The organism is Acinetobacter calcoaceticus ANC 3811 (assembly GCF_000399665.1).
GTDB lineage: Bacteria > Pseudomonadota > Gammaproteobacteria > Pseudomonadales > Moraxellaceae > Acinetobacter > Acinetobacter calcoaceticus_B.
In genome coordinates this window covers 1,405,671-1,428,619 of sequence record NZ_KB976986.1, presented here as the reverse complement: position 1 = coordinate 1,428,619, position 22,949 = coordinate 1,405,671, and the positions used below count along the sequence as shown (strand labels likewise).

The following is a 22,949-nucleotide window of genomic DNA, read 5'->3' as shown; positions in this document are numbered from 1 at the left end:
TACCTTTATTTTTTAGAACGATAATTCACAAGAATGGAGTTCAGAATGACCGAAATAAACCTCATACTCATAAACGGTAAAATCACAACATTAGACCCCAAAAGTCCAGAAGTACAAGCAATTGCGATTGCAGACGCTAAAGTCGTACTTACGGGTACAAATGATGAGGTTATGAAACTCGCAATACCAACAAGCAAAGTCATAGACTTAAATGGCCGTCGCGTTATACCGGGTCTAAATGACAGTCATCTGCATATTATTCGTGGTGGGCTAAATTACAATATGGAACTGCGCTGGGAAGGTGTGCCATCCGTTGCAGATGCACTACGCTTACTTAAAGAGCAAGCAGATAATACGCCAGCTCCACAATGGGTCCGTGTAGTAGGTGGTTGGACTGAGTTCCAGTTTGCTGAAAAGCGTTTACCGACTTTAGACGAAATTAATAAAGCTGCACCAGATACTCCAGTATTCGTTTTACATTTATATGCCAGTGCCTTGTTGAACCGAGCTGCGCTTGATGTATTAGGCTTTAACAAAGACACAGCGGATCCACCGGGTGGCAAGATTGTACGAGATGAAAAGGGTGAGCCAACAGGTCTATTGCTCGCTACTCCATCCGCTATGATTTTATATTCGACCTTAGGTAAAGCTCCGAAATTGCCAGTTGAAGACCAAGTCAATTCAACTCGTCACTTCATGCGTGAGTTGAACCGATTAGGCATTACTTCAGCAATTGATGCAGGCGGCGGCGGGCAAAACTATCCTGAAGATTATGATGTGATTAAGCAATTACACGATCAAAATCAAATGACGGTTCGAATTGCTTACAACCTATTTGCTCAAAAAGCAGGTCAAGAGCTTGATGATTATCGCCGTTGGACAGAAATGACATTTCCGGGCGATGGTGATGAGCTATTTAGAATGAATGGGGCAGGTGAGAACCTAACTTGGTCAGCGGGTGACTTCGAAGATTTCTATGAGCCACGTCCGGATTTACCAGAAAAAATGGAAGGTGAACTCGAAGCCATTGTAGAGCACTTGGCTGAAAAGAAATGGCCATTCCGTATTCATGCAACCTATGATGAAAGTATTAATTGCTTGCTCAATGTGTTTGAGCGCGTCAATTCAAAACAGCCATTTGCAACTCGATTTATTATTGACCATGCCGAAACTGTATCTGAGCGTAATATCGAACGTATTGGTGCGTTGGGTGGTGGGATCGCCATTCAACACCGTATGGCATATCAAGGTGAGATTTTTGTAAAACGCTATGGTGCCGAGGCTGCTCAGGCAACGCCACCAGTTAAGAAAATGTTAGAACTTGGTGTTCCTGTGGGCGCGGGGACAGATGCGACTCGTGTTGCTTCTTATAACCCTTGGGTGTGTTTGTATTGGCTAAGTACTGGTAAAACAGTTGGTGGTTTGCCACTCTATGATGAAAAAAATCTGTTAGATCGGCAAACAGCACTCAAACTCTGGACTAAAGGTTCGGCTTGGTTCTCAGGTGAACAAGATGTCAAAGGTTCATTAACAGCAGGGGAACTTGCCGATCTGGTCGTATTGTCTGATGACTACTTCAAAGTTGAAGCAGAAAATATCCAATGGATTGAGTCTGTACTCACTGTTTTAGGCGGAAAAGTGGTATATGCAGGTGCAGAGTTTAAGCAAGACGATCCACCGTTACCACCCGCATCTCCAACATGGTCGCCAGTAAAACGCTTTGGTGGTCAGTGGCGTTTATCTGAAAATCGTAATGCACCTTCGAATCAATCATTACAGTCACAAAGTGCATTGTGTGAATGTGCTAGCAGTTGTGGCATGCATGGACATAGCCACTCATGGATGCTTGATGTTCCTGTAAATGACAAAGATAAAAAATCTTTCTGGGGTGCACTCGGGTGTTCTTGTTTTGCATTTTAAATAAAACAGTATGGGAACCTGTCTGGTTAAATGGCTTGCTTCCCTAAGGTATGTACGATGAAAATGTACTTGTTATCTTTGGCTGTAGGGTTGCTCGTTGGTGTCTTATATTATGTTTTAAATGTTAAGTCACCAGCTCCACCTCTTGTTGCATTAGTCGGATTATTAGGCATGGTAATAGGAGAGCAACTCCTTCCTTTTATCAAATCCTATTTTTAATCCGTTTCATTCAAAAAAAAGCTAAATGGTTCCATGCCATTTAGCTTTTTATATTAATAAGTATCTTCAATTACTTTATACGACGGCCTTGATCATCAATGATTACTTCACCATCTTCTTTTGCAAAATAGCCTAAGTTTTGTGAATCTAAAATGTCTAAAACAATTTCAGAAGGGCGGCAAAGTCGTGTGCCTTTTTGTGTAACCACAAATGGGCGATTAATTAAAATTGGGTATTGAACCATAAAATCAATTAACTGTTCATCAGTCCAATGGGCTTGTTCCAACTCTAAATCTTTATATGGATCAACATTTTTACGAATCGCTTCTCGTACAGTTAGGTTTGAATCCTTAATAAGTTGGATCAGCTCATCTTTACTTGGAGGTGTTTGTAAATATTCAATAACGATAGGTTCAAACCCAGTATGACGAATGAGTGCCAAGGTATTGCGTGAGGTGCCACAAGCAGGGTTATGATAGATCTTCACTAATTCAGTCATGTTCCAGTTTCGCATTGGTTAAAGAAAAAGTATTACGCTTAAGAAATATAACAAAATTTATTTGTTTAGGGTTTTATTAAAGTGCCTTTAGACGGGCACTTTTTATTATCCAGCTTTTAAACTCAAGTCATCGTAGGTAATAGTTTTTGCATGAGCTCAATGAAGTTTGAAACTTTAGCTGAATTTTCATTTTCTCGTGTAATCAAGTAAATAGGAGCATTCAGTTTTATGGAGTCATCAAACTCGCGATATACAATTTCATGTTCCCAAAAGTTATGCATTGAGGCTGGCACAATGGTTATACCAATTCCAGCCGCCACTAAATTTAATGTTGCGGTAGGACGAGGTGCTTCCTGAATAATGCGTGGACTAAAGCCTGCTTGATAGCAACTATATAAAATATTGTCGTATAAACCTTGTCCTGAAGAACGACGATATAAAACAAAATTTTCATTTGATAAGTCACTTGAACTAACTTTTTCTTTATGTGTAAGTGGATGCCCTATAGGCAAGGCCACCACCATTGGTTCATCTAATATGTGAATATGTTTTAATCCAATATCGCGACTAATCGGTGCTCTTAAAAAAGCGATATCAAGCTTTTCCGAAATTAATCGATCTAATTGTTTTTGGCTGCCAGCTTCTTCAAGCTTGGTTTGTACCTTTGGATATATTTCCCGATATGAACGTAATACTAATGAAATAAGTGGGTGTAAGCCCGCGGAACTTGTAAAACCAATATTAAGTTGACCTGTTTTACCTTGGCTAACATCTTGAACTAATTTTGGAATATGTTTGGCATGTTCTAATAAAATTTGTGCTTCTTTAAATAATGCTAAACCTGCTTCTGTCGGTTCAATGCCACGTGGCTGGCGAATAAGTAACTGTGTACCGAGTTCTTCTTCCAGTTTTTTTAGTAAACGTGTTAAAGGCGGCTGTTGAATAAATAATCGGTTTGCCGCGTGAGTAATATTTCTTTCTTCGACGACCACTACAAAGGCGTGGAGCTTGTGCAAATCGAGCATAGAAATACCTTTAGAGTATGGTTAGCGAAAATAAAAGCATTTGTAGATATGTCATAAAAGTAGCATTCTATTTGAGTCAGATAAAGTGAAAAGTAACGAAAATGAACCATGTTGAGATTGCCGTGCAGAAGGAGACCGTACCGACCTGCACAGAACTGTTTTTAGGTTTTTTAACATTAGGTTTAATCGGATTTGGTGGCGTATTGCCTTTAGCGCGTAAAGTCGTTGTAGAGCAACGACAGTGGTTAAGTCCTGAAAAATTCACTGAGTTACTAGGTCTGTGTCAATTTTTACCGGGCGGCAATATCATTAATTTATCTGTTGCGATTGGCATGGAGTTTCGCGGTGTCCGTGGAGCGGTGAGTTCACTGATTGGCTTGATCCTTGCGCCTACGATAATTGTTGTACTTTTACATTATGTCTACGAGCAGTTCCAAGACAACCTTATGGTTAAGCATCTTTTTGAAGGGTTAGGAGCAGCAGCAGCTGGGCTCCTGGTTGCAACGGGCTTAAAAATGTTGAAACCATTATTACGTAATCCAATAGCGATGTGTGTTGTTGTGGCAGCAATTGTTAGCATTGCTTTTCTAAAAATCTCCTTGCTTTTGACCATGCTGATTTTGTTGGCACTTTATTCAACTATTATTTGGAGACGTGTGTAATGGGTGCAGTTCTACTTACTTTAGCCATCATTTTTACTCAATTGTCTCTTATTGCATTTGGTGGCGGAAATACAATTTTGCCTGAAATGCAACGCCAAGTCGTTGATATTCATCATTGGATGACGGCACAAGAATTTAGTGCATTGTTTGCCATGGCTCAAGCAGCTCCCGGTCCAAACATGATGATTGTACCGTTGGTAGGATGGCATGTAGCAGGGTTGTCAGGTCTACTGGTAACGTCTACTGCTAAATTTTTACCTTCATCAATTATTACTGTGTTTGTAATGAGAGGCTGGTCAAAATTTAAAGATAAGAAATGGCGCCGTGTTTTACAGCTTGCTTTACAACCTGTCACTGTGGGAACTGTGCTTGCCAGTGCGTGGATAATTTCTGAGGCAGCGGCAATAAATACTTTACTTGTCATTATGGTAGTCATTGCAACTTTATTATCTTTAATTAAAAAGGTTCATCCCTTGCATGTCTTGATTGCTGGGGCGGTATTTGGTGTGGTCTTACTCTAGTTTAACCAGTTTGCCGACCTGCGCTGGATGAGTTTAGGTTGGCTTTTTTTTTTGATGAAGTAAATAATAATTAGATCTAAAAAACCGATTAAATATATAAAAACATACTGTTTCACCTATTTTATGTTTTAACGTACTATGCATCTATTGAAAGAATTTGGATGCATTGGAGTAAAAACAGATGTTAGATCAAAACATTAAAACTCAATTAAAAGCTTACTTAGAACGTTTAGAAAGTCCAATCGAATTAGTTGCTGCTTTAGATGAATCAGATAAAGCTGCTCAAATTAAAGAATTAGTGACTGAAATTGCCGAACTTTCTGACAAAGTGACTGCCCGTTTTGATGGCAACAATACACGTCGTCCAAGCTTTGGTGTGGCTAAAGCAGGTGAACAGCCTCGTGTGTTCTTTGCTGGCTTACCAATGGGCCATGAGTTTACATCTTTGATCTTGGCACTGTTACAGGTGTCTGGCTATGCACCAAAAGTTTCTGATGAAGTGCTCAACCAGATTAAAGGTTTAAACCTCAAAGCAAACTTTGATGTATTTGTATCGCTAAGCTGTCATAACTGTCCGGATGTGGTACAGGCGCTTAATCTGATCGCGATTTATAATCCGAACACAACAGCAACCATGATTGATGGTTCATTCTTCCAAGACGAAGTTGAACAACGCAAAATCATGGCTGTTCCAATGGTGTTCCAAGACAACGAACACATTGGTCAAGGTCGTATGACCCTTGAAGAAATTGTCGCGAAACTTGACACTAACTCAGCTGAAAAAGATGCAGCAGTACTCAATGCCAAAGATGCTTTTGATGTATTGGTGATTGGTGGTGGACCTGCGGGTGCAACAGCAGCAATCTATGCAGCACGTAAAGGTATTAACACAGGTATCGTAGCTGAACGCTTCGGTGGTCAGGTCATGGATACCATGGACATTGAAAACTTCACATCTGTGCAAAAGACTCAAGGTCCTAAGTTTGCTGCTGAAATGGAAGCACATGTTCGTGAATATGATGTGGATATCATGAACCTACAACATGTCAGCAAAATCACGGGTGCAAACCAAACGATCAATGGTCTAGTTGAAGTTGAACTTGAAAACGGTGCAAAACTTGAATCGAAAACTGTGATCCTATCAACAGGTGCACGTTGGAGAGAAATGAATGTACCGGGTGAACAAGAATACCGTACCCGTGGTGTTGCGTATTGCCCACACTGTGATGGCCCATTGTTCAAAGGCAAGCGTGTTGCCGTGATTGGTGGTGGTAACTCAGGTGTTGAAGCTGCAATTGACCTTGCAGGGATTGTTGAGCATGTGACTCTGGTTGAGTTCGATACAAAACTTCGCGCTGACCAAGTTTTGCAAAACAAACTGCATAGCTTGCCAAACACAACTGTGATTATGAATGCGTTAAGTACAGAAGTGTTAGGCGACGGATCACAAGTGACTGGTCTTAAATATAAAGACCGTGCCACTGATGAAGAGCAAGTGGTTGAACTTGCAGGGATCTTTGTACAGATTGGTTTACTGCCAAATACTGACTTCTTGAAAGACAGTGAAGTTGAGTTAACCAACCGTGGCGAGATCATTGTGAATGACCGTAACGAAACCAATGTCAAAGGTGTATTTGCTGCGGGTGACTGTACCACTGTGCCTTATAAACAAATTATTATTGCCACAGGTGAAGGCGCTAAAGCATCACTCTCTGCGTTTGATTACATCATCCGTTCTGGGCAATAAAATTTAATTCCAAAACAAAAGAGCCAAAGGACAATCTTTGGCTCTTTTTCTTTTACGGTTTATATAAACCGTGTTCGACTAAATGCTCTCTTAAAATACGACGTAATTCTAATACAGCTTGTGGTGTGAGCTGGATTGAATGACCGCCTGGAAGAACTTTCTCAGATTTTGCACCTTCTAGGTGAGCGCTCTTATAGGGAACGATACCATCGGTAATCACATTTGGGTCATTACTCTTGGTAATGTTACCCATAATTGAGTGGAAGACTAATCCTTGGTGCGGATTAATATTTTCCGTAAGTTCCATAAATTTAGATTGATGACTCAAATCACTTGGACCATTTTGAATAAGGCCGCTATCAATATTACTCAAGAAATCTTTAACATCTAAATTTTCAGTGGTGAGTGAGGTCGCTACAGCCGACAAAAATGCACCCGGTAAACGAATAATTTTACGTGCGGCTAACGTAAACCAACGATCTGCATAATCTGTCCCTCGATGAGGAGAAGCTAAGAAAATTGCACGATCAAAATTATTGATTGAATGCATTTGCAATCGTTCAGTAACCATTGGATGTTTCTTAAAGCGATTTTGCTGACGAATCGTCATCAACTCTAAAGCAGGCTTGGTAATATCACCATCGCTGACCAGTAAGCGGCTAATAATACCTCCCATACTATGGCCCACAAGAACAGCATCATGTGCAGCAGGGTCACTAGGGTTCAAAGAACCAAAAGCTTGCTTAAGTAGGGCATAAGTTTGGAAACGGCTTTCCAGAATCGGCATATTAGTTGAATAAAAAACTTGCCAAACTTGATAGTTATCTCTTAAAACCGTGTCACCCATAACATCATTGGTCAAAGCAATCCATGCCTCAGGACTACTTGCTAGCCCATGCACCAACACAATAATTTTTTTGTTTGGGTTGTATGGCTCAAGCATATAAAGATGCGGCATGGTCAAGTGCTGATCACGATCAATCAGACTTAAATAAGCTGCCACACCTAAATTATTTTCGGCCAGCCATAGACCATAAGGTGCAGAGAAGTTGGCAGCTAGAGGATATTGCTTACCAGCGACATTAATATTATCGGTGCGGTAAGGGTCATAAACCCGAATTACGAATTCAGAATTATTAATAATTTCTTCGACAGTGGTCGCATGTTTTGGTTCAGCGACAATAGTTGCAGCCAAATAACGTGCATGATGAATATTCGGGTTCACACCATTTTTATAATTGTATTTAAGCGGGTCTAAAATATATTCATTGATATCTTCTTTTCCTGAAGTCGGAAAAACAGCGACAAATTCAGATCCAAAACCGTCACGACGGTTAATGGTTCTTAACCCTGAAAAATTTAAATTATAACTAGAAATTAACTTTTCTAATTTTTGACCCGTTAATTGTCGATGAAATTCAAAATCAATGGAATAAACACTTTTACCAATTTGAATTTTAGGTTGAACACCATTTTTTTGAGGGTATCTCAAATCATAAATACCGACCATTTTGGCAATTGCCTGATTATAGAAGTCCCGAATTTGGACTTGTCTATTATCAAAAATACGGTCGGTAGGTTGACGCTTGGTTGAAAATAAATAGGCGTAACTATAACGAATACTTTTATCAAGTAAATTTAATTGCTGATCTAAACAATCATCATATTTACTTTGAATATTGGTTTGTTCTTCTTCGGACTTATGTTTAGTAAACCTACTAATTTTACAATCTGAGGAATCTGATAAAGCCATTGCTTTTGCCAGATACATTTCACTTGCAGCTGATAAAAACTGTTCATCTAAAATTTGAGGAAGTTTTTTGAGTTGATTGACACAGTTATCAGGGGTGTCCGTACAAACTTTAGCTTCCTGACCCGACATTGATAAAACATTCAGGCTTGCTTCGCTGAGTTTATCTTGTGTAAGAATACTATTGCGTTCATTTGCAATAGTTACATTCAAAGCTTGCTGTTTAACATTAACGACCTGACAACCACTCAGAATTGAACCGAGTAGTATGACCGTCAATACTGTTTTGCTTCTTTTTATTGAAAACATTATGGTCAAAATTTAGTGGCTCAATGGTAGGTAGATCATACAAATTTTAAAATATTTTTCAAATGATCAAATAAAAAAAAGGGCTGTCAAAACAGCCCTTTTTTATCTAATTACACTTATTTTTTAGGTGTCGCACTTGGGGTAGTTGCAGACATTGCTGGGTTAGTTAAAACTTGCCATACATTCCAACGACCTTGTTTTTCAATTTCTTGAATTAAACGATCAGCAATTTCCGATTCATCCGGATATTTCACTTTATAATTTTTAAGTGTCTGAATCGCGTTTTTCTTTTGTTCCATTGCAATATAGTTGTTTGCAGAAGCTAGATACGCTTCTTGAACATTACCTTTAATGGCTTTATCTAAATATGGAATTGCTTCACGTTGGCCACCACCTTCAGATAAGCCAAAACCAAACCAGAAGTTTGCTTCTGCGTCATCTGGGCTAATTTTTAAAAGACGTTGAGCATATTCTAAAGATCGAGTGGTATGAGCAGTACCTAAATCAAGGTTACGTGCAAGAACACTTGCTTTAAAAGCGCGAAGTAAAATATCAAATGACGCATTTGGATTTGCAGCAAGTGTATCAAGTTGCTGTGTTACTTCTTTAAGTTTACTTTCGAAGCCTTTACGTTCTTGACGATCAGTAAAGCGAGGTGGGTAGTGACGAGCTTTGCCTTCTACTAACTGTAAGAAGTCATCAATGCTCGTAACATCAATTTCATTTTCACCAGCTAAAACAGCGTATTTCATTGAACGCTGTGAATTATTTACAGTCGGAACAATCAGTTTATTGACGTCGAGAGTAAGTTGTTTAGTTGGGTCATCTTGACGATTAACTACCATTTTGGTTACTGGCTGTGCGGCAGCGTCTTTTAACGCAACTTCAAATGCTGGCGGTTGATCATAGTTAAAAGGATTTAGTGCATAAAAAGGAGGAGTAAGCTCTGGTTCCTTGAAAACAAAAGGCTCAATTTTTTGTTGTTTTACAGGTGCCATTGTACAAGCTGTTAAACTTGAGGTCGCAAGGATGATATATGCCAAAGGCTTAAAATTCATAGGATCTTCCGTTCATTTTAGTAAAGTCAGATTTGGTAGTGGTAAGTCTAGGAAAAGCTAAACCGACATGCAAGGGTAAGCGTGTTACATTATGAATCAAGAATATTACGTTTTTGATATCTTGTTTTGTGCACCACATTCACGACGTACTTCTTCAAGAATTTTTAGCTCTTCATCGCTAAAAGGTTGTTCATCTTGGTTTTCTTTTTTGAAGCTAGGATCTAGCTCTGATAAACGCTGACATAAATTATTCATACGCGTTTCATTGTGCTGAATACGATCAAGCAAAACGCGCATACCTTCTAAAATAGGATCTGACTGATCAGCAGTTGTCGCATATGGGGCAAAACCAATACTTTGTGCATAATCGCGGCGACGTTCTTCATCTTTATCTTTAGTTCTGTCGGCATCTTTATAGATATATCGTGCAGGGTTTCCTACAGCAGTTACTCCGGCAGGAACAGCTTTGGTCACTACAGCATTTGAACCAACTTTGGCACCTTTACCTACGGTAAATGGACCCAAAATTTTCGCACCAGCACCAACAACCACACCGTCTTCTAAAGTTGGATGGCGTTTACCAGTTTTCCATGTGGTACCACCTAAAGTAACACCATGATAAAGCGTAACATCATCACCAATTTCAGCAGTTTCACCAATCACAACACCCATGCCATGATCAATAAAAAAACGCTTACCGATTTTAGCGCCAGGATGAATTTCGATTCCAGTTGCAAAACGGCTAAATGAAGAAAGTAGGCGAGCTGCACCTTTACAGTCTTTTTGCCATAATTCATGTGCAACACGATGCATCATAATTGCATGAATACCTGGGTAAGTCGTAAGAACTTCAAGTGTATTGCGGGCAGCAGGATCTCGCGCAAATACAGCCTTTATATCTTCTTTAAGCTGCTTAAGCATTGGGTTGATCCTCCTTGTCAGATAATGCTTTTTTCCATTTACCGCTTGTTAAAGCTTGCACGCGACTAAAAATACCGCGAAGTAAATGATATTCCATACGATCTAATTGTATACGACCAAATAAACGACGCAAGCGTAAAGGTAATAAACGTGGATTTTCTGGATCTAAAAATTCAATTTCAGTCAGCATTTTTTCAAGATGAGGATAAAACTCTTCCATTTGTTGCTGAGTCACCAAAGGTTCATCCCATTGCATGCTTTGGCCTTGCACTAATGGCATTTCATCTACATTCTGATCGACTTGCTCTTGCTCAAGAGCAGACATTCGAAGTTCATAACATACAACTTGAATTGCTTGCGCAACATTTAACACGCCATAGTCCGGATTGACAGGAATCGTTAAATGATAATTTGCCAGTGCTAATTCTTCGTTAGTTAAACCACGGTCTTCACGGCCAAAAACAATAGCAATTTGTTGGCCTTGAGCGGTTGCCTTAATAGCTTCTTTAGCCGCAGGTCGAACATCAAGCAAAGGCCAAGGAATAGTACGACTACGTGCACTTGTTCCAAATACTAAATGACAATCTTTAATCGCATCTTCTAAGGTGTCTACAATCTCAAGATGTTCAAATAAATCTTGAGCACCCGCAGCAAGCGCTTGTATATCTGGATGAGGATATGTTTTAGGTGATACGAGAACTAATTTAATTAGTCCCATTGTTTTCATGGCACGTAAAGCACTACCAATATTGGCAGGCAAAGTCGTATTTACCATGACAATACGCACTTGTGCTAATTGTTTTGACACGGTGGTGTGGTCAAACGAACTCATAAGATTTCCAGAAATTACGAATATTGAGAAACTTCGCTTTGGTATAAATCCAATGCATCGTCCATAGACATACCCGCAGGAGGAGGGGCAACAGCATGTGGACGAACAGGGTCTGCTGCTTTAGCTGCTTTCGACTTTACTTGATACTCAATATAGATATTATCTTTACCAAAATAATCTCTGAGTTTAGCAAGTAATTCGTCTAGAGGAGCGACTTTCCATTGCGGACCAAACTGAAGTTCGGCTTGAGCATAGGGTTGATCAATCTGTAACTGTAGAGTGATATGTTGATGCATATCTACATTGCAAAATGGCAAGATCATGTTTTGTAGATCTTTTGCCAATGTTGGCTGCATAAACTCTTCTGTTAATTTGATTTGAATACTGTTAGCACGTTTTTGTCTTATTTCATTTAATGTGAAAGCTTTGGTTAAACGTCCCATTGGACGGTCAAAGCCTTCTCGTTCATAGATTTCGCCTTCGAAAACTACAACACGTTCCACTTGAACGATATCTTTAAAACGTTGGAAGCGTTCATGGTTACAGCTGACTTCAATACGTGCCGTGCCATCATCTAGTACAATAACTACACGGTTCGGGAAGTTTGCGACATCAATAACCAAACCTGCGTAAACCGTAGTAACACCACGACGTGTAGCTGTAATTTCATTTAGTTTTACGGGAACAAAAGATTTGAGTTCTTGTCGGTAAACATCAATTGGATGGCCAGTTAAATATAAACCAAGTGTATCTTTTTCGCCTTTGAGACGAACTTCGTCACTCCACGGTTTAACTGGTTTAGCTGGCTTACGCTGAACTTCTTCAACCTCACCAAATAAATCCATAATACCGCTTTCACGGTTACTTCGAGCTTGATCAGCAGCTTGAACAGCTTCAGGCAATTGTGCCATTAAGCTTGCTCGTTCGATTCCCAAGCAATCGAGTGCACCCGCGCGAATTAAAGCTTCAAGAGTACGTTTATTGATTTTCTTCAAATCAATACGATGGCAAAAATCGAATAGATCTGTATACGGACCAAATTGTCGACGAGAGTCAATGACTGACTGCATTGCTTGTTCGCCAACGCCTTTAATCGCACCTAAACCGTAAACAATCGTTTTATCATTACTTGCATGGAAATGGTAAGTCGACATGTTGACTGATGGTGGTAAGACCTCAAGATTATTATTTCGGCAGTCATCGATCAAGAATACAACACTGTCCGTGTTCTGCATTTCCGATGTCATTACCGCTGCCATAAACTCAGCAGGGTAATGCGCTTTTAACCATGCTGTATGGTAGGCAACCAGCGCATAAGCAGCGGCGTGAGATTTGTTAAAACCATAGCCGGCAAACTTTTCCATATAGTCAAAGATATGGTTTGCAGTACTTTCATCAATCCCTTTTTCAGCAGCACCTTCTAGGAAAATTTCACGCTGCTTGACCATTTCCTCAGGTTTCTTTTTACCCATTGCACGGCGTAATAAATCTGCGCCGCCTAATGTGTAACCTGCACAGATCTGTGCAGTCTGCATTACCTGTTCCTGATAAACCATAATCCCGTAAGTTGGCTCTAATACACCTTCTAAAAGAGGATGGAGATATTCAAAATCTCCACCATGCATACGGTGAATAAAGTCAGGAATCAGGTCCATTGGACCTGGACGATACAATGATACGAACGCAATAATTTCTTCAAATTTACTTGGACGCGCTTCTTTAAGCATCCGTTTCATGCCGACGGATTCAAACTGGAATACCGCTGTCGTATTTGCATCGGCAAACACAGAATATGCTTTAGCGTCGTCTAGAGGAACATGCAAGATATTGAGTTGATCATTACTGTCGCGGTTTTTATTAATATTTTGAATCGCGTCTTCAATAACGGTTAAGTTACGTAAACCCAAGAAGTCGAACTTGACCAGACCCGCTGCTTCTACATCGTCTTTATCATATTGAGCAACGCGGTTTGTTCCATCTGCATCACAAAGTACAGCCGAGAAATCGGTAATTTTACCGGGTGCAATAACTACACCTCCGGCATGTTTACCGGTATTTCGGGTAACACCTTCTAATTTTAATGCCATTTCCCAGATTTCGCTTGCATCGTCGTTATCTGGGTTAGATGGGTTGGTCACAATATCTTTAAGCTGTGGTTCCATATCAATAGCGGTAGCTAAATCCACACCGAGTGGTTTGGTAGGCACCATTTTTGAAATACGGTCAGCTAAACCATAAGATTTACCCAATACACGCGCAACGTCACGGATTGCACCTTTTGCTGCCATGGTTCCGAAAGTTGCAATTTGTGAAACGGCTTCGCGACCATAAGTACGTGATACGTAATCAATAACGCGGTCACGTCCAGCAATACAGAAATCGACGTCAAAGTCGGGCATCGATACACGTTCTGGGTTCAAGAAACGTTCGAAAAGTAGATCGTAACGAAGAGGGTCAAGGTCAGTAATTTCTAAGCTATAGGCGACTAATGAACCTGCACCTGAACCACGACCTGGCCCAACAGGAACACCATTACTTTTTGCCCATCGAATGAAGTCCATGACGATGAGGAAGTATCCTGGGAAACCCATTTTCAGGATAATACCAACTTCATAATCAATTCGTTCATCGTAAGGCTTACGAATCTCAGGCCAGTCTTCGCCACGTTTTTCAACAGGGTAAAGATAATTTAAGCGTTCTTCCAAACCTACTTTAGATAAATGTTCAAAATAAGTATCGATGGTAAAACCATCTGGAATTGGATAGTCAGGTAAAAAGTAAGTGCCGAGTTGCAGTTTAACGTTGCAGCGTTTAGCAATGTGATAGGTGTTCTCGATAGCACTAGGAATATCAGAAAACAATTCGATCATTTCATCTGAGGTTTTAAAGTGCTGCTCAGGACTATATATGCGTGGACGGCGATTATCTGCTAGTACATAACCATCAGCGATACAAACACGAGCTTCATGTGCTTCGAAATCTTCTTTTTCTACAAAGTGCACATCATTATGTGCAACGACACCAATATTATATTGTGCAGCAAGTTTAGCTGCTTCTTGAATAAAGTCTTCTTCACCAGGACGGTCGGTACGTGTTAAAGCAAGATAAACACGGTTACCAAATTTTTCGAGCCATGCTTCTAAAAGGGGAGCAGCTTTTTGCGGGTTAGATGAACAAAGCATCTGACCAACATCACTATGCTGGCCAAGTAAAACAATAATATCTTGATGCTGTTCAAGTACCCATTCTTTTTGTACACATGGAATACTGAGCTGTTGTCCTTCAATAAAACCGCGTGAAACGATTTCGGTGAGACTTTTCCAGCCAACATCACTCATTGCAAGTAATGTTGCACGGTGTTGAGCATCATCAAGGCGAATTGTGCTACCTAAAAGAGGCTTAATACCTTTTTTTAAACAAGCATTATAAAATTTTACCGCAGCATGGAGGTTAGAGAGGTCAGTTAATGCCAACGCTGGCATTTGGTCTTTAACCGCAGCATTGACCAAGTCAGGTATGCGAACTATCGACTCTGTAATCGAAAATTCTGTATAAATACCTAGATGAACAAACTGCATAAACCAATCCTTAATGCGACCGAAGCATAGTTTAACACGCAAAGTTAAAAGGAAATGGTTAATATTTTGGCAAACTGTTAAGGATTTTATTATTTAAGAAGAATGAGTTGAACAACTATTGTACAGAATTAATATAAAAGACATTATTTTTATAAAATATGACCAGCTCAAACATTTAGGCTTGAGCTGGTTGGAAAACTTAGTACTGCCAGAACATACGTTGAATTTCTTTAGCGTCATTAGTCTTGGTAAGAGCTAATGCTGCAAGAAGACGTGCTTTCTGTGGGTTTAAATCATGAGCAGCTACCCAACCATATTTATCGTCAGGTTGTTCAGCATTACGTAATACGAAACCTTGTGGAACACGTGATGAGCGGATAATTTGAATACCGTTCTTGTCGTGAAGATTTTGTAAAGTTGGTACGATATAGTTCGCAACTGAACCGTTACCAGTACCTGCATGGATAATCGCTTTAGAGCCAGCTTTTGCATATGCTTCATAAGCATCTGGAAGCATAGAGTCTGAACCGTAAACGATTTGTACCAGTGGAAGTGCATCACCTTTAATATTTTCAATATTAAATTCTGAAGCATTAGTAAAACGTTTTACAGACTGTCTGAACCAGTATGGCTTGCCTTCAACTAATGTACCTAAAGCGCCCCATTGGCTAACAAAAGCATTTGTATGAATGTTAATGCCTTTAGTTACATCACGTGCAGCAAAAATAGAGTCGTTCATAAGAACCATAACGCCTTTATTTTTTGCATCATCAGAAGCTGCTAAAGCAACTGCACTATAAAGGTTAAGTGGTCCATCTGCTGAAAGAGCAGTTGAAGGACGCATTGAACCAACAATAACAATCGGTTTATCAGTGTGAACAACCAGATTTAAGAAAAATGCTGTTTCTTCTAAAGTATCTGTACCGTGAGTAATCACAACACCATTAACAGATGGTTTTTTTACCAGCTCATTTACTTGACGAGCAATTTGTAATAATTCCTTGTCAGTAATACTTTCAGAAGCGACCTGTAATGCTTGAATACCAGTTACATTCGCCAAATCTTTGATTTGTGGAACTGCATTAATTAAGGCATCAACTGGAACTTTTGCAGCTGTGTACGTTGCACTGTTTGCTGAACTTGCGCCAGCACCTGCGATAGTACCGCCAGTGGCAACAACAACTACATTGTTTTTTGCGTAAAGTGGGAGAGAGCAGGCCAATAAGCCCATCGCTAAACCTAAAGATTTAACAGTTTTAGTCAACATCGAAAATATCCTTATGAAGTGACGAAAGTAAAAAAAGTTTGTCGAATATGTCTGCTTTTCCTAAGCAAAATACATACCATGTAAAACATATTCGTAACTTGCTGAATAAGAAGCATCCTTGAATAGCATTTTGTTTCACCAACAATTACTTAGTCATTGCTTTTATTCAGCGTTAATAAATATCATGAATAAAATAAAAAATCTATTAAGTTTTTCTAATTTATCGCGATTTGTTTGCTTTTTAATATAACGAAAGCAAATGATTTTTTTATCATTATAAAATAAAAAAATAATGGGTGTGATGGGGCTTTTATTTACCATTTGGTATTTATATATCATTGATTGTATTTATTATTATTTATAAATAAAATTATATAATTTTTTTAGTAGATAAACTAAATAATAATTTCAATAGTTTAATATAATTAAGTGGTCATGAAATGAATTAAAATTTAATCACTTGGTATTTATTTATAAGAATATAAATTTTGTTTGGGTGTTTTTTATTCTATTTTTAAGGTTTTCATTAAGAAAATTTAATAGGGGTTAAGGCGTATTATTTGGTTCATTATTTAATATAAAAATATGGATAAATTTTTATTGTTTAATTTTAGAATAAAAAGAAGAGCAATTTTATAAGGTCATATAAAATTGCTCTTAAGTTGGGAGAGTGGGAGAAAAGAGAAACTTAAGCGGTCGTTTGTTCTTGAGTTGATTGAATTAATACAGGCTCTGGTAATACTTCAGTATCAGCTACTTTTTCGCCTTCGAGCTTGGCAACAACTGCGGTAGCAATACTGTTACCTACTACGTTTGTTGCAGTACGGCCCATATCAAGGAACTGATCAATACCAAGTAGTAAGAGAATGCCTGCTTCTGGTAAATGGAACATGGTGAGTGTTGCTGAAATAACTACAATAGAAGCTCGTGATACACCCGCAATACCTTTGCTTGTTACCATAAGAGTTAACAGAATTAAGATTTGCTGAGTGAAGCTAAGATCGATGTTGTAAGCTTGAGCAATAAACAGCACTGCAAACGTGGTGTACATCATTGAACCATCTAGGTTAAATGAATAGCCCAACGGTAATACAAAGCTAGTCACTTTTTTAGGTACACCAAATTTATTGAGTGCATCCATTACTTTAGGGTAGGCAGATTCACTTGAAGCTGTAGCAAAAGCAAGAGTTACAGGTTCACGAATTAATTTGCCAAGGCGGAAAATGTCTTTTTTAAGTACGATTGCACCAACAGAGAACAAAACAATCCAAAGTAACAGAAGACCGAAATAGAACTCAGCAATTAAAATACCGTAGTCAACAATTAAGCCTAAACCTTGTACTGTAATTGCTGAAGCGATTGCAGCAAATACTGCAAAAGGTGCAAACATCATGACGTAATCAGTAATACGGAACATGATCTTGCTAAGTTCTTCAGTCAAACGAACAATAACAGACTCTTTTTCGTTGCCTTGATTTACAAAAGCGAGTGCTGAACCAAAGAAAATAGCAAAAACAAGTACTTGTAAAATATCGTTATTTGCCATTGCTTCTGCAATGCTGCGTGGGAACACATGGCTTAAGAATGATTGCAGTGTAAAGCCAGTGGTCGCTGGGAGAGAAGCGCCACTAAGTTGTTGAGCTGTTGGTAGTGCTAAATCTAGAGCGGCGCCTGGTTGGAAAAAGTTTGCTAAACCCATGCCGATGGCAAGTGATACAAACGAAGCAGTAATAAACCAAGTCATTGACTTGAGTGTGATACTACCAATCGATGTGGATTTCCCCATTGATACAATGCCTGAAACAATTGTGGCAAATACTAATGGAGCAATAATCATTTTGATGAGACGTAAAAAGATGTCTGTAGCGATGCTGAAATAAGAAGCGATCTGTTTGAGCTGTTCGCCTTCATTGAAAAAGTGGTGACAAATCCAACCTGTCAGTACGCCAAGTAAAATAGCAATAACAATATACTTGAGCAATTTCTTTTGCTTCATATGAACCTCTATCCATTTGATTCAATCATTCTTTGATGGGATTTGAATGATTGAAAGCTTTCCTTGTTAGTTCAGTCCGGTCGTTCTACCGATTTTATCTTCCTAGATATCTGTATCTGTTTAACCGAATCGAATATGGCGATGTTGTTATGGAAGGGGATTGTTGCTCGATTTTGAAGCAGTGTGAAATGCAAAAATATATTGATCCATGCATTTTTTGCATAATGAAGATTGAGGAAAATGTGAAATTGAGCACAAATTTAAACGTATGGTAAAAAATATGGAAATGAATTATTAAATAGAATTTAAAGATTAAAAGAATTAAATTTTTAATAAAAAGCATTTAATTTCAAACTCTTATTTTTGAATAGATGAAAAGGTAAAAGCGTTTTGGATAATTCTTTTTTTAAATTAATTAAATAAAGTTATCAAAAAAGGCATCCAATTTAAGATGCCTTTTTTGATATGCATTTTTTTAACGACGGTTGGCTAAGAAACGACCTAAACGAGTGATTGCCTCTCGTAATTCATTTTCGGCCGGTAAGAAAACCACACGGAAATGATCTGGAGTTGGCCAATTAAAGCCCGTACCTTGTACCAATAATACTTTTTCTGCGCGTAACAAATCCAGCATTAACTTTTCGTCATCTTCAATTGGATAGATGTTTGGATCGAGGCGAGGGAAGCAGTACATTGCTCCATCTGGTTTTACGCAGCTTACACCAGGAATTTCATTTAACATTTCCCAAGCAATATTGCGCTGTTCGTATAAACGACCACCCGGACGAATCAGGTCATTAATTGATTGATAACCGCCTAAAGCTGTTTGAATCGCATATTGAGCCTGAACGTTTGCACATAGGCGCATTGATGCCAACATATCTAAACCTTCGATATAGTCAGCAGCGCGGCTTCTATCTCCGGTAATTGCCATCCAGCCTGAACGGAAACCTGCAATACGATAAGCTTTTGATAAACCATTAAAAGATACGCAAAGCTGGTCACCAGCTAATGAAGCTACTGAAACATGTTCAATACCGTCATAAATAATTTTGTCGTAAATTTCATCAGCAAATAAAATTAGATCATATTTTTTTGCAAGCACTACAATCTGTTCAAGAATATGACGTGGATAAACTGAACCAGTAGGGTTGTTCGGGTTAATGATGACAATACCGCGAGTATTCGGTGTAATCTTGCTTTCAATGTCAGCAATATCTGGATACCAGCTATTTTCTTCATCACATTTGTAGTGGATTGCTGTACCACCTGAAAGATTAACAGCTGCTGTCCAAAGCGGGTAGTCCGGCATTGGAATCAACATTTCGTCGCCATCATCAAGCAGGCCTTGCATCGCCATAACAATAAGTTCAGACACGCCATTACCGATATACACGTCATTCACGTGCATATTTAGAATGCCTTTTTGTTGGTAATACTGGCAGATAGCTTTACGTGCTGGAAAGATACCTTTTGAGTCAACATAACCAATCGCATTTGGTAGGTTTAAAGCAACGTCATTAATAATTTCTTGTGGGGCTTCAAAGCCAAATGGAGCAGGGTTGCCGATATTTAGCTTGATGATTTTATGTCCTTGCTCTTCCATTTCATTGGCGGCTCGTAATACTGGTCCGCGAATGTCATAGCAAACATGCTCAAGCTTCGATGATTTCTTTATTTCTCGAGAAGTTGGCATGGATTGGAGAGTAGCAGTATTTTTAGACATAGCTGGATTCACTTTTGCATATCGGTATAAATAACTTTTAAATGTTTTAACTGTTACCAAATTTAGATCGTGTTGATCTTTTAGTAATTCAACAATTTTTTCATGGGTAAAGCCCGATTGCTGATACTGTTTGATAACTGGTAATAGTTGCTGGAAAAGCACACTTTTTTTCTGAGACATGTTTTGTCCTATACAACCGTGCCGAACAAGAATAGCACCATCTTTGCTTCCTTGGAAGAAAATAAAACATAAATTTGCTTACTTTTAATTTTTAATTTTGCTTACTTTTTGCTTTCCATTGCTTAGGTGATTAAATTCCAACAAATTTTACGTTCAGAGACTAGTGTTTTTGTGAGGAATGGCGTAAATATAAAACTCAATCATCAGAAATGTTTACATCAGAATAAAGGTGCATGTCATGGGAAAAGTCAATAAAACAGACCGGGAATGGCAAAGAGAGTTATCACCAGAAGAGTATCGGATCACACGACAAAAGGGCACTGAAGCTGCATTTACGGGGCAATACTGGAATACTAAGCAACATGGCACCTATGTCTGCCGTTGCTGCGGCGCAGAATTGTTCTCATCAGATACTAAATATGACAGTGGTTGTGGTTGGCCTAGCTTCTTTAAACCGATTGAGCCAACTGCAATTGAAGAACATGACGATTTATCGCATGGTATGGTCAGAACAGAAATTATTTGTCATGATTGCGAAGCCCATTTAGGGCATGTTTTTGAAGATGGACCACAGCCGACTGGTTTGCGCTATTGTGTAAACTCGGCATCATTACAACTTAAATCACAAGAAAAAAATGATGAGGAAACCTATCCATGAGTAATATTTATCAGTTTGAAGCTGAACTGTTAGAGGGTGAAGTTAAGCAATTAGCTGATTACAAAGGTAAAGTTTTACTAATTGTAAATACTGCAAGTAAATGTGGTTTTACACCACAATTTGCTGGCCTTGAAAAACTTTATGAGAAATATAAAGATCAAGGCTTGGAAGTTTTGGGTTTTCCCTGCAACCAGTTTGGCGGGCAAGATCCGGGTAACAATAAAGAGATTGGTACGTTCTGTCAGCGCAACTATGGTGTGAAATTCCCGATGTTTGCGAAAGTAGATGTAAAAGGACCAGAAGCCCACGTGATTTTTAGATATTTAACTCGTGAAGCTAAAGGCATTTTAGGCAGTAGCACGATTAAATGGAACTTTACCAAATTTTTGGTAGGCAGAGATGGCGCTGTGCTTAATCGCTATGCGCCTACGACTAAACCAGAAGCATTAGAAGCTGATATTGAAAAAGCATTAGCAAGTTAATGAATTCAATGAACGCTATTCCTCAAGCTTTTGAGTTTTGGCAAGATGGGCGAATGCCTTATGTTGAAACCAGAAGATCTTGTTTTAGCCGAACATGTTATAAATCTCATAGTCATCCAACATTTTCTATTGGGGCTATAGATGAAGGGAATAGCGTTTTTCAAAGCTCATTTGGTACAGCACAAAAGATTTCTGCGGGCACGTTAGTTATTGTGCCTGCCCACATTGAACATTCTTGTAACCCGCTGCCGGATCAGGCTTGGAGTTACCAAATGATGCATCTGGATATATCTTGGCTTAATCAATGGTATGCCGAATTTCAAAAAGGGGGCTTTGATTTAAATTTGCCCCAGCATAGACCTCTGATTATTAAAGATGAGTCTTTATATCAGGCTTTTTCTGGTATGAATAAAACTTTATTTGATCCTCAAAAATTGATTCTTGAAAAAGAACAGTCGCTTATCTATTGCCTTACTCAGTTGTTACTGCCTCATTTTATATTAGAAGAAATACAGAAAACTCAATATTTGTATGAAGACTTTCTGGATTTAATTCATATTATTAAATCATCAGAACAGTTTATTTCTCTAGAAGAGCTTGCACAGCAGGTAGGTCTTAGTCGATATGCTATTATTCGTCTATTTAAAGCTAATGTTGGCTTAACACCTCATGCATTTCAAATTAATTTAAAGATTAACCAAGCTCGAGAACTGCTTAAACAAGGAATTTCACTCGCAGAGTTGGCAGTAAATTTGGGCTTTAGTGATCAGAGCCATTTTCATAAAGCTTTTAAAGCGCATACCGGAATCACTCCTCGACAGTTCCAACTTGCTGCCGCGCAATAATTTACAATAAATTATTTTTCTCTATTTCTAAGCTATTCCATATTGTTTTACAGATGAAATCGTTATGGAAGTTTTTTTAGTTATCGCCTTTACTCACTTTTTAGCGCTGCTATCTCCGGGACCTGATTTTTTTCTTATTCTCACCAGCCTTTTGCAAAAGGGGGTGCGCTATACATATGGTGTCATTGCAGGAATTACGTTTGGTAATGCCTTAATTTTGATGGCGTGTATGTTCGGATTTATGTTACTTGGAAATTTGAGTACGACCATTCTTTTAGTACTTAAGTGGCTTGGGGCCGGGTATTTGGTTTATTTGAGTTATCTTTGTTTTAGGGCTGCTCGGTCTGGCAACTTAACTTTTGCTACTGAAAAAAAAGAGCTGATTGATCAAGAGCACCAACATCAGGATAAAGTTAAGAGCTCAATGTTGGGAATACAATCTAGTCTTCTTAATCCCAAAAATATTATGTTTTATAGTAGTTTGATGCTGCTTATTCAGCATGACTTTAGTCTGCTTCAAAAAATGCTAATGAGTACGTGGATGACTGGAGTGGTGCTTGGTTGGAACCTACTGTTGGTTCGTCTATTGCTTCAAAATCGAGTTCTAGAACAGATTAAACGTTCAGCAATAGGCTTATATTATTGCTCTAGTCTGGCTTTTATATGTTTTGCAATCTTACTCATTGTTTATAGTTAATGTCGGTTGTATAGCCTGCATGCTAAATAATCATGAAGGCTATACAACTTATCTATG

19 protein-coding genes are annotated in these 22,949 nt (G+C 38.8%); 9 read left to right on the top strand and 10 right to left on the bottom strand.

Annotated elements, in window-relative coordinates; all coding sequences use genetic code 11:
* Positions 1–45: 45 nt before the first annotated feature.
* Positions 46–1,920: an amidohydrolase gene (locus F935_RS08060; protein ID WP_016138465.1), complete on the top strand. Its 1,875-nt coding sequence runs from the start codon at positions 46–48 to the stop codon at positions 1,918–1,920.
* 57 nt (positions 1,921–1,977) lie between these two features.
* On the top strand, positions 1,978–2,139 hold the full coding sequence (locus F935_RS18325) for a DUF1427 family protein (RefSeq protein ID WP_000784879.1): 162 nt from the start codon (positions 1,978–1,980) through the stop codon (positions 2,137–2,139).
* A 70-nt stretch (positions 2,140–2,209) separates the two neighbouring features.
* On the opposite strand, the gene arsC is transcribed toward F935_RS18325, so the two are convergent.
* A complete protein-coding gene (gene arsC, locus F935_RS08055; protein WP_016138464.1) occupies positions 2,210–2,638 on the bottom strand; it encodes an arsenate reductase (glutaredoxin) in 429 nt (142 codons plus the stop codon).
* Between the two features lie 122 nt (positions 2,639–2,760).
* Positions 2,761–3,663 (bottom strand): LysR family transcriptional regulator, encoded by a 903-nt coding sequence (locus F935_RS08050; protein WP_016138463.1) that lies wholly within the window; start codon positions 3,661–3,663, stop codon positions 2,761–2,763.
* A gap of 101 nt (positions 3,664–3,764) precedes the next feature.
* On the opposite strand from F935_RS08050, the gene F935_RS08045 reads away from it, so the two are divergent.
* The 3 genes from F935_RS08045 (at position 3,765) to ahpF (ending at position 6,593) form a co-directional block, all read left to right on the top strand.
* Entirely contained in the window at positions 3,765–4,325 is a 561-nt protein-coding gene (locus F935_RS08045) for a chromate transporter (protein ID WP_013198158.1), read from the top strand.
* The gene (locus F935_RS08040; RefSeq protein WP_009388239.1) at positions 4,325–4,846 is read left to right on the top strand and encodes a chromate transporter; all 522 of its coding nucleotides are present in this window, start codon (positions 4,325–4,327) and stop codon (positions 4,844–4,846) included. Before F935_RS08045 ends, F935_RS08040 begins: the two co-directional genes overlap by 1 nt.
* Positions 4,847–5,027: 181 nt before the next feature.
* Positions 5,028–6,593: an alkyl hydroperoxide reductase subunit F gene (ahpF, locus tag F935_RS08035; RefSeq protein WP_016138462.1), complete on the top strand. Its 1,566-nt coding sequence runs from the start codon at positions 5,028–5,030 to the stop codon at positions 6,591–6,593.
* Positions 6,594–6,645: 52 nt separating this feature from the next.
* Here ahpF and F935_RS08030 read toward each other — a convergent pair whose 3' ends face one another.
* The 8 genes from F935_RS08030 to F935_RS07995 all read right to left on the bottom strand — a co-directional run bounded on the left by F935_RS08030 (position 6,646) and on the right by F935_RS07995 (position 20,210).
* Positions 6,646–8,652, bottom strand: coding sequence for an esterase/lipase family protein (locus F935_RS08030; protein WP_035366155.1), 2,007 nt, complete (start codon positions 8,650–8,652; stop codon positions 6,646–6,648).
* A gap of 116 nt (positions 8,653–8,768) precedes the next feature.
* Positions 8,769–9,710, bottom strand: a complete 942-nt coding sequence (locus F935_RS08025) for an ABUW_2363 family tetratricopeptide repeat lipoprotein (RefSeq protein WP_016138460.1) — start codon at positions 9,708–9,710, stop codon at positions 8,769–8,771.
* Between the two features lie 105 nt (positions 9,711–9,815).
* Positions 9,816–10,631, bottom strand: coding sequence for a serine O-acetyltransferase (cysE, locus tag F935_RS08020; protein ID WP_016138459.1), 816 nt, complete (start codon positions 10,629–10,631; stop codon positions 9,816–9,818).
* A complete protein-coding gene (locus F935_RS08015; protein WP_016138458.1) occupies positions 10,624–11,463 on the bottom strand; it encodes an RNA methyltransferase in 840 nt (279 codons plus the stop codon). Before F935_RS08015 ends, cysE begins: the two co-directional genes overlap by 8 nt.
* A 14-nt stretch (positions 11,464–11,477) precedes the next feature.
* Positions 11,478–15,041: a DNA polymerase III subunit alpha gene (gene dnaE / locus F935_RS08010; protein WP_016138457.1), complete on the bottom strand. Its 3,564-nt coding sequence runs from the start codon at positions 15,039–15,041 to the stop codon at positions 11,478–11,480.
* A 199-nt stretch (positions 15,042–15,240) separates the two neighbouring features.
* The gene (locus F935_RS08005; RefSeq protein ID WP_016138456.1) at positions 15,241–16,308 is read right to left on the bottom strand and encodes a type II asparaginase; all 1,068 of its coding nucleotides are present in this window, start codon (positions 16,306–16,308) and stop codon (positions 15,241–15,243) included.
* A 688-nt stretch (positions 16,309–16,996) separates the two neighbouring features.
* Positions 16,997–18,304, bottom strand: a complete 1,308-nt coding sequence (locus tag F935_RS08000) for a dicarboxylate/amino acid:cation symporter (protein ID WP_016138455.1) — start codon at positions 18,302–18,304, stop codon at positions 16,997–16,999.
* Positions 18,305–18,779: 475 nt separating this feature from the next.
* Positions 18,780–20,210, bottom strand: coding sequence for a pyridoxal phosphate-dependent aminotransferase (locus F935_RS07995; RefSeq protein ID WP_016138454.1), 1,431 nt, complete (start codon positions 20,208–20,210; stop codon positions 18,780–18,782).
* Positions 20,211–20,448: 238 nt separating this feature from the next.
* Here F935_RS07995 and msrB point away from each other — a divergent pair, with 238 nt between their 5' ends.
* From msrB to F935_RS07975, 4 genes are all read left to right on the top strand, one after another.
* Positions 20,449–20,868, top strand: a complete 420-nt coding sequence (msrB, locus tag F935_RS07990; protein ID WP_016138453.1) for a peptide-methionine (R)-S-oxide reductase MsrB — start codon at positions 20,449–20,451, stop codon at positions 20,866–20,868.
* Positions 20,865–21,350, top strand: a complete 486-nt coding sequence (locus F935_RS07985) for a glutathione peroxidase (RefSeq protein ID WP_003651303.1) — start codon at positions 20,865–20,867, stop codon at positions 21,348–21,350. Before msrB ends, F935_RS07985 begins: the two co-directional genes overlap by 4 nt.
* On the top strand, positions 21,350–22,195 hold the full coding sequence (locus F935_RS07980) for an AraC family transcriptional regulator (protein ID WP_016138452.1): 846 nt from the start codon (positions 21,350–21,352) through the stop codon (positions 22,193–22,195). The genes F935_RS07985 and F935_RS07980 overlap by 1 nt, the downstream gene beginning before the upstream one ends.
* Positions 22,196–22,259: 64 nt before the next feature.
* Positions 22,260–22,892: a LysE family translocator gene (locus tag F935_RS07975; RefSeq protein ID WP_016138451.1), complete on the top strand. Its 633-nt coding sequence runs from the start codon at positions 22,260–22,262 to the stop codon at positions 22,890–22,892.
* Positions 22,893–22,949 lie beyond the last annotated feature (57 nt).